17 protein-coding genes are annotated in these 14862 nt (G+C 61.4%); 2 read left to right on the top strand and 15 right to left on the bottom strand.

Going from position 1 to position 14862, the window contains the following annotated elements; translation table 11 throughout:
• Window position 1 precedes the first annotated feature (1 nt).
• The 4 genes from GVK95_RS04840 to GVK95_RS04825 form a co-directional block, all read right to left on the bottom strand.
• On the bottom strand, window positions 2-310 hold the full coding sequence (locus GVK95_RS04840) for a Dabb family protein (RefSeq protein ID WP_159947060.1): 309 nt from the start codon (window positions 308-310) through the stop codon (window positions 2-4).
• A gap of 100 nt (window positions 311-410) precedes the next feature.
• Window positions 411-878: a ribonuclease HI gene (gene rnhA, locus GVK95_RS04835; protein ID WP_159947058.1), complete on the bottom strand. Its 468-nt coding sequence runs from the start codon at window positions 876-878 to the stop codon at window positions 411-413.
• The gene (locus GVK95_RS04830) at window positions 875-1840 is read right to left on the bottom strand and encodes a homoserine kinase (protein WP_159947056.1); all 966 of its coding nucleotides are present in this window, start codon (window positions 1838-1840) and stop codon (window positions 875-877) included. The genes rnhA and GVK95_RS04830 overlap by 4 nt, the downstream gene beginning before the upstream one ends.
• A gap of 119 nt (window positions 1841-1959) precedes the next feature.
• The gene (locus GVK95_RS04825) at window positions 1960-2934 is read right to left on the bottom strand and encodes an AraC family transcriptional regulator (protein WP_159947054.1); all 975 of its coding nucleotides are present in this window, start codon (window positions 2932-2934) and stop codon (window positions 1960-1962) included.
• Between the two features lie 125 nt (window positions 2935-3059).
• Here GVK95_RS04825 and GVK95_RS04820 point away from each other — a divergent pair, with 125 nt between their 5' ends.
• Window positions 3060-3959 carry an SDR family oxidoreductase gene (locus GVK95_RS04820; RefSeq protein WP_159947052.1) on the top strand — a complete coding sequence of 300 codons (900 nt, stop codon included), beginning with the start codon at window positions 3060-3062 and terminating at the stop codon, window positions 3957-3959.
• 84 nt (window positions 3960-4043) lie between these two features.
• Here GVK95_RS04820 and GVK95_RS04815 read toward each other — a convergent pair whose 3' ends face one another.
• The 11 genes from GVK95_RS04815 to coxB all read right to left on the bottom strand — a co-directional run bounded on the left by GVK95_RS04815 (window position 4044) and on the right by coxB (window position 13977).
• Complete coding sequence (locus tag GVK95_RS04815; protein WP_159947050.1) at window positions 4044-5570, bottom strand: ABC-F family ATP-binding cassette domain-containing protein; 1527 nt, start codon at window positions 5568-5570, stop codon at window positions 4044-4046.
• A gap of 326 nt (window positions 5571-5896) precedes the next feature.
• Complete coding sequence (ispH, locus tag GVK95_RS04810; protein WP_159947048.1) at window positions 5897-6901, bottom strand: 4-hydroxy-3-methylbut-2-enyl diphosphate reductase; 1005 nt, start codon at window positions 6899-6901, stop codon at window positions 5897-5899.
• Between the two features lie 5 nt (window positions 6902-6906).
• Entirely contained in the window at window positions 6907-7272 is a 366-nt protein-coding gene (locus GVK95_RS04805) for a DUF1304 domain-containing protein (protein ID WP_159947046.1), read from the bottom strand.
• Between the two features lie 69 nt (window positions 7273-7341).
• A complete protein-coding gene (locus tag GVK95_RS04800) occupies window positions 7342-8151 on the bottom strand; it encodes an SURF1 family protein (protein ID WP_200844198.1) in 810 nt (269 codons plus the stop codon).
• Entirely contained in the window at window positions 8120-8503 is a 384-nt protein-coding gene (locus GVK95_RS04795) for a DUF983 domain-containing protein (RefSeq protein WP_159947042.1), read from the bottom strand. Before GVK95_RS04795 ends, GVK95_RS04800 begins: the two co-directional genes overlap by 32 nt.
• 153 nt (window positions 8504-8656) lie before the next feature.
• On the bottom strand, window positions 8657-9535 hold the full coding sequence (locus GVK95_RS04790) for a cytochrome c oxidase subunit 3 (protein ID WP_159947040.1): 879 nt from the start codon (window positions 9533-9535) through the stop codon (window positions 8657-8659).
• A gap of 57 nt (window positions 9536-9592) precedes the next feature.
• Window positions 9593-10189 (bottom strand): cytochrome c oxidase assembly protein, encoded by a 597-nt coding sequence (locus GVK95_RS04785; protein WP_244618665.1) that lies wholly within the window; start codon window positions 10187-10189, stop codon window positions 9593-9595.
• A gap of 24 nt (window positions 10190-10213) precedes the next feature.
• Entirely contained in the window at window positions 10214-10351 is a 138-nt protein-coding gene (locus GVK95_RS04780; RefSeq protein ID WP_159947036.1) for a hypothetical protein, read from the bottom strand.
• Window positions 10351-11307, bottom strand: coding sequence for a heme o synthase (locus tag GVK95_RS04775; protein ID WP_159947034.1), 957 nt, complete (start codon window positions 11305-11307; stop codon window positions 10351-10353). Before GVK95_RS04775 ends, GVK95_RS04780 begins: the two co-directional genes overlap by 1 nt.
• 90 nt (window positions 11308-11397) lie before the next feature.
• On the bottom strand, window positions 11398-13077 hold the full coding sequence (ctaD, locus tag GVK95_RS04770; RefSeq protein WP_159947032.1) for a cytochrome c oxidase subunit I: 1680 nt from the start codon (window positions 13075-13077) through the stop codon (window positions 11398-11400).
• 15 nt (window positions 13078-13092) lie between these two features.
• The gene (coxB, locus tag GVK95_RS04765; RefSeq protein ID WP_159947030.1) at window positions 13093-13977 is read right to left on the bottom strand and encodes a cytochrome c oxidase subunit II; all 885 of its coding nucleotides are present in this window, start codon (window positions 13975-13977) and stop codon (window positions 13093-13095) included.
• Window positions 13978-14370: 393 nt separating this feature from the next.
• Between coxB and GVK95_RS04760 the strand changes: the two genes are divergently transcribed.
• Complete coding sequence (locus GVK95_RS04760) at window positions 14371-14835, top strand: invasion associated locus B family protein (protein ID WP_085995836.1); 465 nt, start codon at window positions 14371-14373, stop codon at window positions 14833-14835.
• Window positions 14836-14862: the final 27 nt, after the last annotated feature.

The following is a 14862-nucleotide window of genomic DNA, read 5'->3' as shown; positions in this document are numbered from 1 at the left end:
TTCAGGTTTCCAGGTCGAAGACGAGGATGCCGGCAAGGCCACCGTCGGTCGCATGCACGATGCGCTCGCCGACCGCGACATGGGCGGGGTGTTTGAGGTAATAATCACGCACCATCGCATCCTCGAAGGTGACGATGAAGCCGTCATTGTAGCCGCTGCTCAGGCCTTCCGGCGAAGCATTCGGCCCGGCCTTGACGTCCAGCATGCCCGGCACGACATCCTTCAGCTCGGCGATCGCCGCATAGATCGCTTTCTTCTCGGCCTCTTGAACGGCGGCCTTGAAGCGCAGGAATACGCAGTGCTGGATCATGGATGTCTCCCTTCACATGTTTTGTCGGAGCATAGGGAGAATGGACGAAAGGGCAAGGTCACCGAGTGCTGCATTTCCCTGCACAACGGAAGAGTTGCACTCACTTCACCAGCAGCGACTTGCCGAAGGTCGAGGTCTTGAACGGCTCCATGCCGCGGCGGGCAAGCTCGTCGGCGCGTTCGTTTTCCGGGTGGCCGGCATGGCCCTTGACCCAGTGCCACTTGACCTTGTGGGCCTGGTTGGCGACATCAAGCTGCTGCCAGAGTTCGCCATTCTTCACCGGCTTCTTGTCGGCAGTCTTCCAGCCGTTCTTCTTCCAGCCGAAGATCCATTTCGAAATGCCGTCCATGACATATTTGCTGTCGGTGTGCAGATCGATCTCGCAGGGCGTTTTCAGCGCGTTCAGCGCCGAAATCGCCGCCATCAACTCCATGCGGTTGTTTGTCGTGTCGGCCTCGCCGCCGAACAGTTCCTTCTCGGTCTCGCCGTAGCGCAAGACGGCGCCCCAGCCGCCGGGGCCGGGATTTCCCGAGCAGGCACCATCGGTATAGATCTCGACATGTTTCATGACAGCAGTCCGTATTCGGCAGCACTGTCCACCGCCCGGTGGAAGCGCAGTTTCTTCAGATATTCGAGCGGATCCTTCTTCACCACCAGCGCGCCTTCCGGCGTGGTCAGCCAGTCGTAGAGACGGGTGAGGAAGAAGCGCAGCGCCGAGCCGCGCGACAGGATCGGCAGGGCGATGATCTCGTCATGCGACAGCGGGCGCACCGACTGATAGCCCTCGATCATCGCCTTGCCCTTGGTGATGTTAAAGGCGCCATCCTTCTCGAAGCACCAGGCATTCAGGCAGATCGACAGGTCGTAGACCAGGAAGTCGTTGCAGGCGAAATAGAAGTCGATCAGGCCCGAGAGACTGTCACCAAGGAAGAAGACATTGTCGGGAAAGAGATCGGCATGGATGACGCCGGACGGCAGATCCTTCGGCCAGTGGGCGGCAAGATAAGCCAGCTCGGCACCGACCTCTTCTTCCAGTCCTGTCTCGACCTCGTCGGCGCGGTCCTTCGATCTGGTCCAGAGCGTCTGCCAGCCGTTGAGCGACAGCGCATTCGGGCGCGCGATCTCGAAGCCTTCGCCGGCCACATGCATCATGGCCAGCGCCTTGCCGACCTCGCGGCAATGTTGAGCCTCCGGCTTTCTCAGCCACATGCCTTCGAGGAAGGAGATCAGCGCCGCCGGACGGCCGGAAAGCTCGCCGAGAAGCTGGCCATCCTTGCGCGGTAAAGGCAGCGGACACGAAAGTCCACGCTCGGAAAGATGGTGCATCAGGCCGAGGAAGAAAGGCAGGTCGTTCTTCTCGACACGCTTTTCGTAGAGCGTCAGGATCAGCGGATCTTTGGTCGTATGCAGCAGGAAATTGGTGTTTTCCACGCCTTCGGCAATGCCCTTGTAGGAGGTCAACTCGCCCGCATCATATTGCTCAAGAAAGGCAGTCAGATCGCCTTCGGAAATGTCGGTATAGACTGCCACAGCGATTTTCCCGTGCTGCATGAAATGAAGCTGAACGCATAGCGCGCGGGGATGGCAAGTGCCAGTCCTGAAGCGACATCGGGCACAGGAAAAGGGGAAAGAGAGGGCGGAGCTGCTCGTCAGGCCGCCACCGGAACGGATGCCTGTGCATCGGCAGCTGGCCGTTGTGTCGCGTTCCCTGCCTTGCGCACATATTGCCGAGGCGAGCAGCCGATGATGCGTTTGAAAGCCGTGCTGAAGGCCGCCTCCGATTCATATCCGAGCGCCGGTGCGATCCGCGCGATCGGGTCACTGGACTTTTCCAGGCGGTCGCAGGCCAGCATCATGCGCCAGCGGCCGAGATAGTCCATCGGCGCGATGCCGACCGACTGGCGGAAGCGCTCGGCAAAGGCCGATCGCGACATGCCTGCCTCGGCTGCGAGCGATTGCAAGCTCCAGCGCCGGCCGGGTTCGTCGTGTATGGCACTGATTGCCAGGCACATCTGGCGGTCGGCTAGGGCAGACAGCCACCCGATGCCACCCTTGGCTCCTTCGGTCAGATGCAGGCGTAGCGCCTGGACCAGGATCATGTGCGAGAGATGCTGCAGCATCAGGAACCCGCCCGGTTGCGGCTCGCGCAATTCCTGCATCATGCACTCGACCGACCAGCGCAGGGCCGCCTGCCCCGGCCCGTCGCGGATGACGACGATCGGCGGTAGGACGCGTAGAAGCATGTCGGCGTGATTGCTGGCGAGGCCAAAGCGACAGCTGACCAGCGAGACATCGCCAGCACCCATGCTGTCATTGACCCTTGCAACACCGCCGCGACGTTCAGCATAAAAAATGTCTGCTGCCGGAACCGAAGGCAGGTCAAGATCCGAGGCCAGCCGAAAAGGGCGGCCGCTCGGAAGCAGGAAACAGTCGCCAGGCACCAGGCGCACTGCGTCGGCGACGCCATCCACTGAAAGCCAGCATTCTCCCGACACCATGGCACCGCATTTGATGCCCTTCTGTTGATCGGGGAACTGCACCGACCAGTCGCCCCCGGCTTCCATGCCAGCGGACAGGTGGTTCTGCGGCTTGAGCAGCGACAGCACGTTCGATAGCGGATCCATGGTCATTCCTGGACGATTGAAAAGATAATGCGGATTTTCCAGCATAGACCGTATTTCCGGCTTCTTCTAGCCTAAGATCCACGCCGCCTTGGAGGTGGCGATCCACTGGCAGCAAGGAGAACGAGATGCGAGTATTTGTAACCGGTGCCACGGGGTTTGTCGGTTCGGCCGTCGTCAGGGAATTGCAGTTGGGCGGCCACGCTGTCATCGGCCTTGCCCGCTCGGATAAGGCGGCATCAACGCTCACAACGGCAGGCGTGACGGTCCATCGCGGCGACCTGGAGGATAACGACAGCCTTCGGAGCGGCGCCGAGATGGCAGATGCCGTCATCCATACCGGCTTCAATCATGATTTCTCCCGTTTCAAGGAGAATTGCGAGGTTGATGCGCGCGCAATCCAAGTCCTTGGCGAAGGACTTGGCCAGACACATTCCGGTAGCAGGCGCCTGTTGATCGTGACCTCGGGAACGGGTGTGCTTTCGCCCGGACGCACGGCGACGGAAGAGGACGTGCAGATCTCCACGGCCACGCCGCGGGCGTCGGAACGGGCGGCGGAAACATTGTCGGCACGCGGCGGATCCGTCTCGGTCATCCGCCTGCCCCCCTCTGTGCATGGCGATGGTGACCACGGCTTCGTGCCGCTTCTGATCGGCATCGCCCGGCGGACGGGCGTCTCGGCCTATATCGAGGACGGATCGAACCTCTGGCCGGCGGTGCATCGGTTCGATGCGGCCAAGGTTTATCGCCTGGCGCTGGAAAAGGGGGATGCCGGCGCGCGTTATCATGCGGTGGCCGAAGAAGGCGTGCCGTTCCGGCAGATCGCCGAGGTCATCGGCAAGAGGCTCGGTGTTCCCGTGGTTGCAAAGAGCCGCGAGGAGGCTGGCGAACATTTTGGCTGGTTCGCGCATTTTGCCGGGATTGACAGCCCGGCCTCCAGCGTCTGGACGCGGGAGGTTCTCGGCTGGAGGCCGACCGAAACTACGCTGATTGCCGATATCGATCGGGAGGCCTATTTCCCGGTTTGATCCCTCCACCGTCCCTAGACGGCCCATGACCGCAACGCTCTGCGCCGCACATTGCCGCGGCGCAGAGCGTTGCGATCCCGTCGGCTACCTAGCCTGCGCCGCCGCGGCAAAGAAGTCTTCCGGTCCCTCCACCTCGACCAGTCGCTTTCGTTCGATCTGCCAGAAGCGATTGCCGATGGCGCGGACGAAACTGCGGTCGTGCGAAACCAGCAGGCAGCTGGCCTGATGCTGCATCAGTTCGCTTTCCAGCGCCTCCTGCCCCTCGATGTCGAGATGGTTGGTGGGCTCGTCGAGCAGGTAGAAATTCGGCTCGGTGAGCCTGAGCACCAGCATGCCGAGCCGTGCCTTCTGGCCGCCGGACAGCCGGCCGATCGGGCGGGCCTGCATGTCGATATTCACGCCGGCGCCAGCCAGCAGGGCCCGCGCCCGCTGGTCGCCGATATCGAAGCGATGGATGATCGCCTGCATCGGCGTGTCGGCGTCGCGCAGATCGGCCAGCGCCTGGTCGCCATAACCCAGCACCAGCGACGGCGTCGCCTTGATGCCGCCCAGGGTGATCTCTGGATTGTCGATGGCCTTGCGCAGCATGGCGATCAGGCGGGTCTTGCCGACGCCATTGGCGCCGAGCAGGACGATCCGGTCTCCCTGGCAGATGAACTGCTTAGCCGTGCGAAACAACGGGGTGCCATCGGGGGTTAGCACCTCGGCGTCGTCGAGCGTCACCAGCACCTTGGCGTGGGTGCCGCGATTGGAGAGCCTGATGGCACCGGCGGATCGTTCGAGGTGGGCCGGTTTGGCCGCATCCTCCAGCCTTTCGGCCCGCTCCCTCAACTGCTTGGTTTTGACCACCAGCAGGTCACTGCCGGAATTGATGCCGATATTGTTGAGCTTGGCTGCCTGCTTGCGCAACTGATCGGCGGTCTTCATGTCCCGCTCGTAGCGTCTTGCATCGGCCGCATCCGCCTCTTCCAGCGCCAGGCGCGCCCGCGAATAGGGCAGCGCGAAGACCTGCGACTGGTCCGCCCTCAGGAAGAGCGTGCGGTTGGTCACCGCATCGAGAAAGGCGCGGTCGTGGCTGGCGAGGATCACCGGCACATCGCGGGGAAGCGCGTTCAGCCACGCCTCGAGGGCGGCGATCTTGCCAAGGTCGAGATGGTTGGTCGGTTCGTCCATCAGAAGCACGTCAGGCTCGGTGACCCAGACGCGGGCGATCAGCGCCATGCGCTGCCAGCCGCCGCTGAGCGCCTTCAGCGGCCGCTGGTGGAATTCCATCGGCACGTCCAGCTCACCGAGAACCACATCGACGCGCCAGCTCTCGCTTTCGGCCTGTTCGGGCGAAAGCGCATCCAGCACAGCGTCATAGAAAGTGAGATCCAGAAGATGCGACGGCACATTCTGCTCGACATAGCCGATGGTCAGGCCACGCGCCTTGGTGATCTCGCCTTCGCTTGCATCGAGCGTACCGGCGATGCAGCGAAACAGGGTCGACTTGCCACGGCCATTGGCGGCGGCAAGGCCGATGCGATCGCCGGCATTGACGACAAGGTTGAGATTGGAAAACAGCGGGCTCGACAGGGTGATGCCGAGGTTGCGGATATTGATCAGGGACATGGTCGTTCTCTGGTCTTGCCGCGCGACGGTCCGGACAGGCCTTTTGCCGTGTTCAGGGGATGCCGCTGCGGTCGGAAAAACAATGCAGGGCGCAAGCCGAAATGGCTTGGCGCTGCGGGCCACGAAGGGCAGACCAGGAGAAGGTGTCGCTGAGAAACGGCCTCTGATCAGCCCTGCAAACGCATTTGCAGGGCCTGGACGGGACCACGTTGCCGGTTGAACCGGAAATAATGATAATGCACGGGATCCCTCCTTTCTTTAAGCGCAGCGGCAAATCTACATGATGATCGGGGCGGAAGGCAAGACGCCAACCTCAGTGTAGTGCCTCAGCCGTTGACCCAGGCCATGTCGTCGCGGGTCAGTTCGACGTCGCGCAGCTCGCGATTGACCAGGAAGTGTTCGTTTTCTTCCGTGGTGATCGCCAGTTCGACCTTGGCGTCGAAGCGGGTGCGAAAGGCCTCGATGATCTCGTCGACGATGACTTCAGGCGCCGACGCGCCAGCGGAAATGCCAAGCGTTCCGATCGTGCCGACATCGTCCCAGTCGATTTCGGCGGCGCGCTGGACGAGCAGGGAGCGGGTGGCCCCTGCCCTCAGCGCCACCTCGACAAGGCGCTTGGAGTTGGACGAATTCGGCGCGCCGACGACGATGAACAGGTCGCAGCCAGGGGCTGCCTGCTTGACCGCCTCCTGACGATTGGTCGTCGCGTAGCAGATGCTGTCGGCAGACGGCGCGGTCAGGTTGGGGAAGCGTTCGTGCAACTTGGCGATGACGCCGGCAGTATCGTCGACCGACAGCGTCGTCTGGGTGACGAAGCCAAGATTGTCGGCATCGATCGGCTGGTAGGCCTCGGCATCCGCGACGGTTTCGATCAGCGAAACCGTTCCTTCCGGCAATTGCCCCATGGTGCCGACCACTTCGGGATGGCCGGCATGGCCGATCAGGATGACGTGGCGACCCAGACGCTCATGGCGCATGGCCTGCTTGTGGACTTTCGACACAAGCGGGCATGTGGCGTCGAGATAGAAGAGGTTGCGGCTCTGGGCATCTTCCGGCACCGATTTCGGCACGCCATGGGCCGAGAAGACCACCGGCTGCTGGCGATGTTCGACCGGGATCTCGTCGAGTTCCTCGACAAAGATCGCGCCCTTGGCCTCCAGACCCTCGACGACATAGCGATTGTGGACGATCTCGTGGCGCACATAGACCGGCGCCCCGTAGCGCTTCAGGGCCAGAACGACGATCTGGATGGCGCGGTCGACGCCGGCGCAGAAGCCGCGCGGGCCGCAAAGCCGGATCGTCAAAGGTGGTCGGTCGATATGCATATTCATCAAGGTCAGCCAGCGATCAGGACAGCAAGAATGGCGATGGCCGCGGGCAATGCCTGGATGACAAAGATCTTCCGCGAGGCCGTCATTCCCCCATATAGGCCAGCGACCAGCACACAGCCAAGGAAAAACAGCTGTATCTGGTAACCGACGGACAGATCCGGATGCAGCAGGCCCCAGATCAGGCCAACCGCCAGGAAGCCGTTGTAGAGACCCTGGTTGGCCGCCATGACCTTGGTCGCTTCCGCCTGTTCCGGTTTCATGCCGAAGGCCTTGCGGCCATAGGGCGTGGTCCAGAGAAACATTTCGAGGATCAGGATGTAGACATGCTCGAGTGCGACGAGCGCCACCAGTGTCGAAGCCAGAAAACCCATTGCGTCAGTATCCCCCATGCGCCGGTGCGAATCCGGCCTGGCATCTGTTCTAACGGAATTTGACGCTTGTCACGAGTGGGATGCGCCCGGCGGCTTCCTTCGGCCGAACAGGCCGGCAATCGACACGGCGAGCAAGGCGACGGCAAGGCCATACCAGGTCACGGCATATTGCAGATGACTGTTGGGCAGGTCGATCTGGGTCACGCCGCCCATGGGCAGACCGCCCGGCACAGGGGTCGCATCTGCGTCGAGGAAAAACGGCAGCACCTTGTCATCCGGCAGGCCAGTCGTTGCCGCCATGCGGGTCAGGTCCTTCCAGAAGAAGATATTGCGGCCTTCGTCATTGTCGGGAACCATGGAGGACGGCTTTTCGCCCAAGCGCGCGCGGGCAAGGCCGGTGACCTTCACTGGCCCTTCGATGAGGCTTTGCGGACGGCTGGATGCCTGCTTGCGGTCGTAAGGCACGAAGCCGCGATTGACGAAGAGATAGCGTCCATCCTTCAGTTGCAGCGGCGTGTAGAGATAGAAACCCGACTGGCCCTGGAAGGTGGCGAGGAAATGGCGCTCCTTGTCATGCAGGAAACGGCCCTCAGCCACGGCTGCGCGGTAGTCGACATCGTCGCCCGCAGCAGCCAAGGCTTCGATGGCGGGCATGTCCATTGGTGGTGCCTGACGACGTTCCTCGATCGAGGCGATCAGGGCTTCCTTCCAGTAGAGACGCTTGACCTGCCAGGTGCCGAGCGACACGAGGATCGCCAGCGCCACAGGCACCAGCACAAGGCCAACCCAGAAGCGCCAGCGGCGCATGGGTACAGGCTTCGTTGATTGGGCTGGCGCTGGCGTATCGTCAGCCACGGTCGATCGCCCCTTCCGACGCATTGTGCTTGTATTGCATGGCGATCATCCAGGCCTTCAGGGTGCGCATCAGCCAGAGCGAGAGGGCGACGGCGAGCGGCGCAAAGACGAGCAGATGCAGCCAGATCGAAGGCTGGTAGTTGATCTCCACCCAGATCGCCAGACCGACGACGAGGAAGTCGACGAGCAGGATGACGAAGATCGCCGGGCCATCGCCGGCATCGATGAAGGAATAGTCGAGCCCGCAGCTTGTACATTGGGCCTTCGGCTTGGTCAGGCCATCGAACAGGCGGCCATTGCCGCAGCGTGGGCAGGAGGCGGACAGTGCCGCCTTGACCGGATCGACGGGCGGAAACTGGGCTGTATCTTCGGTCATGGTGTTCTCCCATAGGGCGTGCATCTGGCTTTTGCCAAGCATTAGACCAATGCGTTGCTCTACTCTATCGGCCGGATCGTCGCAGGCACCAGGAACAGCGGCAACAAAAAGGGCGGCACTGGGGCCGCCCTTGATCTTTCGAAACTCCGGCCGTCAGCCGTGCGCCACCGGCGCGCCCCAACCACCCCAGATGTAGATGGTGAAGAAGAGGAAGAGCCATACCACGTCAACGAAGTGCCAGTACCAAGCGGCAGCTTCGAAGCCGAAATGCTGCTGCGGCGTGAAGTGGCCGGCCAGCGCCCGGAACAGGCAGACAATCAGGAAGATCGTGCCGATCAGAACGTGGAAGCCGTGGAAACCGGTCGCCATGAAGAAGGTCGCGCCATAGATCGAATTCTTGAAGTCGAACGGCGAGTGCATGTACTCATAGAACTGCACGAAGGAGAACAGGATCCCGAGCAGGACCGTCAGGGTCAGGCCGGTGATCACGCCCTTGCGGTCGTTGTGCAGCAGGGCGTGATGCGCCCAGGTGACACAGGTGCCCGACAGCAGCAGGATGATGGTGTTGTAGAGCGGCAGATGCCAGGGATCGACAACCTCGATGCCAACAGGTGGCCACTGCCCACCGGTGAATTCGACGCGGCTTGCCTGGATCGCTTCGTGCGGGAAAAGGCTGGCATCGAAGAAGGCCCAGAACCAGGCAACGAAGAACATCACTTCCGACGCGATGAACATGATCATGCCGTAGCGCAGATGCAGCGAGACCACGCGGGTATGGTGACCGGCATGGGCTTCCTTGATCGTGTCGGCCCACCAGGCGAACATGGTGAACAGGATGATCGCCAGGCCGATGAAGAACAGCCACGGGCTCGCCAATTCCAGGCCGAACAGCTTGAACGAGCCACCCGACAGGAAGCGCATATAGGCTACGCCGCCAAAGGTGATGATGAATGCACCGATCGATGCCAGCAGCGGCCAGGGGCTCGGATCGATGATGTGGTAGTCGTGGTTCTTGGTGTGCGCTTCGGCCATCTCAGCAATCCCCGAATGTCAATTTCATAACGAGACCCGGCGAACCGGACCCCTCTCTCACAGTTTCGGCTGTCCGACTTCTTCCCCGGCCGACAGAGCGGCCACCGGCTTCTGATCTTCGCGCGGATAGAAGGTGTAGGACAGGGTAATCGTTCCGAGGCCCTTTGTCTCTTCCGCGTCAACAATCGCGGGATCGACAAAAAAGACGACCGGCATTTCCATGGTCTCGCCCGGCTGCAACGTGGTCTCGGTGAAACAGAAGCACTGGACCTTGTTGAAGTAGGCGCCGGCTTCGCCCGGCGTGACGTTGAAGATCGCCTCGCCGGTGACCGGACGCGACGAATGATTCGTCGCGACGTAGCGGATTTCGACAGTCTCGCCGATGCGCGGGCTGATCTGTTTGTCGACCGGGCGGAAATCCCAGTTCAGACCGTTCGAAACATTGGCGTCGAAGGTAACATTGATCTTGCGATCGAGAATGACGTCGGAGGCTTGCTCGACCCGCTTGGTCGTGCCGCCGTAACCGGTCACCTGGCAAAACAGCTGATAGAGCGGCACCGAGGCATAGGCCGCGCCGACCATCGCGCCGACAAAGACGAAACAGGCGGTGGCAACCCGAAGGTCGCGACGCTTGGCGGTCTTGTCTTTCTGGATGAGTTCGCTCACGTCCGTTGTTCCTTAGTGCCCGACGCTGCCGATCTTGACGATCGTGACGACGTAGAAGATCACAACGAGACCGGCCAGCAGCACGCCAAGCGCAACATTGCGGCCGCGACGCGATTTCTTCTGGGCCTCATTCAGCTTGACGGTTTCCATCAGGCAGCACCTCCGAAGAACTGGGCAAACGACGCGATGTAGTGGTCGACCAGAAGGGCCGAGAAGATCGCGAAAAGGTAAAAGATCGAATAGGCGAAGAGCTTCTTGGCCGGGACCATCTTTTCGTCGCCGTCGGGCATGCGCCAGACGGCGATGGAACAGAGGACGAAGACGATGCCGAGACCGCCGGCAAACAGGCCGTAGCCGATCGAGGCAAGCCCGGTCACGGTCGGGATGACGCCGGTCACTGCGGTCAGGACTGCATAGGCCGCGATCTGGCGCTTGGTCGACGGGATGCCGGCAACATTCGGCATCATCGGCACGCCGACCGCGCCGTAATCCTTCATCTTGAACAGCGCCAGCGCCCAGAAATGGGCCGGCGTCCAGAGGAAGATAATCATGAACAGAACGACGCTGTCGAGCGAGACGCCACCAGTGACACAGGCCCAGCCGACCATCGGCGGGAACGCGCCGGCAGCACCGCCGATGACGATGTTCTGCGGCGTCGAGCGCTTCAGCCACATCGTGTAGACGACCGCGTAGAAGAAGATGGTGAATGCCAGGATCCCGGCCGAGAACCAGTTGACCGCAAGGCCGAGAATGACGACCGAGAACACCGAGAGCACGAGGCCGAAGGCCAGAGCCTCGGTCGGCTGGATACGGCCGGCGGGAATCGGACGGGTCGCCGTGCGGGTCATGACAGCATCGATATCGGCGTCATACCACATGTTGAGCGCGCCGGAGGCACCGGCACCGACAGCGATACACAGGATGGCGATGGCGCCGAGAAATGGATTGATCGAACCCGGCGCGAGAACCAGGCCGGCAAAGGCGGTGAAAACCACAAGCGACATGACGCGCGGCTTCAGCAGTTCGAAATAATCGCGCGGGCCGGCTTCGGACAGGCGGACTTCGCCTTCCATGCCGAAAAGATCGCGATTGTCGATGACTGTCATATTCTTAAACTCGCCTTCCAAGGTCTTGACGGGCGCCGCGGTCTTTTAAGATCGCGGCGCCCGGTTTTTGTGTATCGGCTGAACCGGCGCTTACTTGATGCGCGGCAGCTGTTCCCACTGGTGGAACGGCGGCGGCGAAGACAGCTGCCATTCCAGCGTGGTCGCACCTTCACCCCAAGGGTTGTCGCCGGCGAGGCGCTTCTTGGCGAAGGCTTCGAAGACGCCATAGAGGAAGATCAGGACCGCGAAGGCCGAGATGTAGGAGCCGATCGACGAGACATAGTTCCAGCCGGCAAAGGCATCCGGATAGTCGATGTAACGGCGCGGCATGCCGGCGAGACCGAGGAAGTGCTGCGGGAAAAACACCATGTTGACACCGATGAACATGACCCAGAAGTGCAGCTTGCCGACGAACTCGTTGTACATGTAGCCGGACATCTTCGGGAACCAGTAGTACCAGCCGGCGAAGATGGCGAAGACGGCGCCGAGCGACAGAACGTAGTGGAAGTGGGCCACGACGTAATAGGTGTCATGCAGCGAACGGTCGAGGCCGGCATTGGCGAGCTGCACGCCCGTCACACCGCCGACGGTGAACAGGAAGATGAAGCCGATTGCCCAGACCATCGGGGTGCGGAAGGTCAGCGAGCCGCCCCACATCGTCGCGATCCACGAGAAGATCTTGATGCCGGTCGGCACCGCGATGACCATGGTTGCGAAGAGGAAGTAGCGCTGCGCCTGCAGCGACAGGCCGACGGTGTACATGTGGTGCGCCCAGACGACGAAGCCGACTGCACCGATGCCGACCATGGCATAGGCCATGCCGAGATAACCGAAGACCGGCTTCTTGGAGAAGGTCGAGACGATGTGGCTGACGATGCCGAAACCGGGCAGGATCAGGATGTACACTTCCGGGTGACCGAAGAACCAGAACAGGTGCTGGTAGAGGATCGGATCGCCGCCGCCTTCCGGCGCGAAGAAGGTCGTGCCGAAGTTGCGGTCGGTGAGCAGCATGGTGATGCCGCCGGCGAGAACCGGGAGCGACAGAAGCAGCAGGAATGCCGTGACCAGAACGGCCCAGGCAAACAGCGGCATCTTGTGGATCGTCATGCCCGGAGCGCGCATGTTGAGGATCGTGGTGATGAAGTTGATCGCACCGAGGATCGACGAGGCACCGGAAACGTGGAGCGCGAAGATCGCAAGGTCAACCGCCGGACCGGGCTGGCCCGAGGTCGCGAGCGGCGGATAGAGCGTCCAGCCACCACCAACGCCATAAGCGCCTGCCGGGCCTTCGACGAACATCGACAGGATCAGCAGCAGGAAGGCCGGAACGATCAGCCAGAAGGAGATATTGTTCAGACGCGGGAACGCCATGTCCGGCGCGCCGATCATGATCGGGATCATCCAGTTGGCAAAGCCGCCGATCAGGGCCGGCATGACCATGAAGAAGATCATGACGAGCGCATGCGCCGTCGTGAAGACGTTGAACATGTGCTTGCCGCCGTCGATGGCAGCATCGCCCTCGAAGCCGTAGACCATGGAGGCCAGACCGTGGAAGATCTGGATGCCAGGCTCCTGCAGCTCCATGCGCATGGCAACCGACAGCGCGCCGCCGATGATGCCGGCGATGATCGCGAAGATCAGATAGAGCGTGCCGATGTCCTTGTGGTTGGTCGACAGAAACCAGCGAGTAAAGAAGCTCGGCTTGTGGTCATGGTGATGATCGTGATGCGCGCCATGGGCGTGATCGTCGTGGGCAACAGGTCCAGCCATTGTCCGCACTCCTTATTAGTTCGAAACGTTTGCGGCGGTCTGGACGGCAGCCGGAGCACCGTCAACAGCTGCCATGAGCGCCTTGTTTGCGCCAGCGAGGTCGCCCGTTGCCGCCTGAGCCCAGGCAGCATATTTCTCTTCCGAGACCACGCGGATGGCGATCGGCATGAACGCATGGTCCTTGCCGCACAACTCCGAACACTGGCCATAGTAGAGACCTTCGCGCTCTGCCTTGAACCAGGTCTCATTCAGACGACCGGGGATCGCGTCGATCTTGATGCCGAATGCCGGCATGGCGAAAGCGTGGATAACGTCGGTCGGCGCTGCGGTGACCAGCATGCGGACGACCTTGTTGATCGGAACGACAACTTCATTGTCGACAGCGAGCAGGCGCGGATAGCGGGCAATGTCTTCCTTGCCGGCGGCCGCGCGGTCGGTATCCTTGAGCAGATAGCTGTCGAAGGCAACAGCCTGTTCGCCCTGATATTCATAGCTCCACAGCCACTGGGTGGCGGTCGCCTTGATCGTCAGATCGGGATTTTCCGGCATCTTCAGCTGGTAGGTCAGCAGGTTGAAGGAGGGAATGGCGATCGCGAAGAGAATAAGAACCGGCGCAACCGTCCAGACGATCTCGATCGCAGTGTTGTGGCTGGTCTTCGACGGCACCGGGTTGGCGCGGGCGTTGAACTTGACGGCCACCACAATGAGAAGAAGCAGAACGAAAATCGTGACCGGCACGATGAACCAGAGGGTGTATTGCTCAAACCATCTGATCTGCGACATGATCGGCGTTGCCGCTTCCTGTAGCGTCATCTGCCAAGGCCTGGGCTGGTCGGCGAAGCTTACAGAAGCGAAAAGCAGACAGGCCAGCGCGGCCAATGCTGCATAGGTTCTCTTCATCACGGTTAGGTCTCCCACAAGCGCTTGATCCACATCAAACCATAGCGCAAAAATCATGCTAGTGTCGTCGTTTCAAATCATAGATTGGCCGCATTCGCAATACGCCTCTGGCAAAGCCCGTGCGGCATTTTGCGCTTCATCAATTGACAATGGTCTCAATTGCATGGCTTTCGCCCGTTGAGGTTGGCGAAGGCGCCAATCTTGCTGCCGGAAGGTGAATTGCGGTCCCAATTATGCCGCACTCCCCCTTAAAACAGACGGCGGGGCTTTCATTTCCCCACCCCCACGACAAGAATGTGCGGGATGATTCGTTTTCCAGAGGTATCCATGGGTCTCCCAAGACTGCTTTGGTCCGGCTTGACCGCAGGCGCCCTGTTCGTTGGCGCGCTTTCCATGCCGGCCCAGGGCCAACAGCCACAACAACCGCCCGGCACGATCCGCTCGAACCACGGCGCGTGGTCGGTAATCTGCGACAAGCCGGCCGGTGCGACGGTCGAGCAATGCGCGCTGATGCAGAACGTCATTGCAGACGACCGGCCGGAAGTCGGCCTGTCCGTCGTGGTGCTGAAGACCGCCGACCGCAAGGCCAGGATCCTTCGTATCCTGGCGCCGCTCGGCGTGCTGCTCAAGGACGGCATGGAGCTGTTCGTCGACGGCAACAATATCGGCCGCGCCTATTTCACCCGCTGTTTCTCCGAGGGCTGTTATGTCGAGGTCGAGATAGACGAGGAGCTGATGAAGATTCTGCGGGCCGGCAAGGCTGCGGTTTTCGCGCTGCGCGAATCCGCCGATCAGGACCGCGTCGGCATTCCGATCGAGCTCGCCGGCTTCGGCGAAGGCTATGACAAGCTGCCTTGATATATAAAGAGTGGAGCCGCTGCTCCG

Source organism: Rhizobium sp. 18065 (genome assembly GCF_902706095.1).
Lineage (GTDB): Bacteria > Pseudomonadota > Alphaproteobacteria > Rhizobiales > Rhizobiaceae > Allorhizobium.
The sequence above is the reverse complement of the archived record's forward strand: the minus strand, read 5'-3'. Positions and strand labels throughout refer to the sequence as shown.

Bases quoted from the DNA above. Each gene is read 5' to 3' on its own strand.
- GVK95_RS04840 (WP_159947060.1), bottom strand. From the start codon at position 310: ATGATCCAGCACTGCGTATTCCTGCGCTTCAAGGCCGCCGTTCAAGAG.
- rnhA (WP_159947058.1), bottom strand. From the start codon at position 878: ATGAAACATGTCGAGATCTATACCGATGGTGCCTGCTCGGGAAATCCC.
- GVK95_RS04825 (WP_159947054.1), bottom strand. From the start codon at position 2,934: ATGGATCCGCTATCGAACGTGCTGTCGCTGCTCAAGCCGCAGAACCAC.
- GVK95_RS04820 (WP_159947052.1), top strand. From the start codon at position 3,060: ATGCGAGTATTTGTAACCGGTGCCACGGGGTTTGTCGGTTCGGCCGTC.
- GVK95_RS04815 (WP_159947050.1), bottom strand. From the start codon at position 5,570: ATGTCCCTGATCAATATCCGCAACCTCGGCATCACCCTGTCGAGCCCG.
- ispH (WP_159947048.1), bottom strand. From the start codon at position 6,901: ATGAATATGCATATCGACCGACCACCTTTGACGATCCGGCTTTGCGGC.
- GVK95_RS04805 (WP_159947046.1), bottom strand. From the start codon at position 7,272: ATGGGTTTTCTGGCTTCGACACTGGTGGCGCTCGTCGCACTCGAGCAT.
- GVK95_RS04800 (WP_200844198.1), bottom strand. From the start codon at position 8,151: ATGCGTCGGAAGGGGCGATCGACCGTGGCTGACGATACGCCAGCGCCA.
- GVK95_RS04795 (WP_159947042.1), bottom strand. From the start codon at position 8,503: ATGACCGAAGATACAGCCCAGTTTCCGCCCGTCGATCCGGTCAAGGCG.
- GVK95_RS04790 (WP_159947040.1), bottom strand. From the start codon at position 9,535: ATGGCCGAAGCGCACACCAAGAACCACGACTACCACATCATCGATCCG.
- GVK95_RS04780 (WP_159947036.1), bottom strand. From the start codon at position 10,351: ATGGAAACCGTCAAGCTGAATGAGGCCCAGAAGAAATCGCGTCGCGGC.
- GVK95_RS04775 (WP_159947034.1), bottom strand. From the start codon at position 11,307: ATGACAGTCATCGACAATCGCGATCTTTTCGGCATGGAAGGCGAAGTC.
- ctaD (WP_159947032.1), bottom strand. From the start codon at position 13,077: ATGGCTGGACCTGTTGCCCACGACGATCACGCCCATGGCGCGCATCAC.
- coxB (WP_159947030.1), bottom strand. From the start codon at position 13,977: ATGAAGAGAACCTATGCAGCATTGGCCGCGCTGGCCTGTCTGCTTTTC.
- GVK95_RS04760 (WP_085995836.1), top strand. From the start codon at position 14,371: ATGCCGGCCCAGGGCCAACAGCCACAACAACCGCCCGGCACGATCCGC.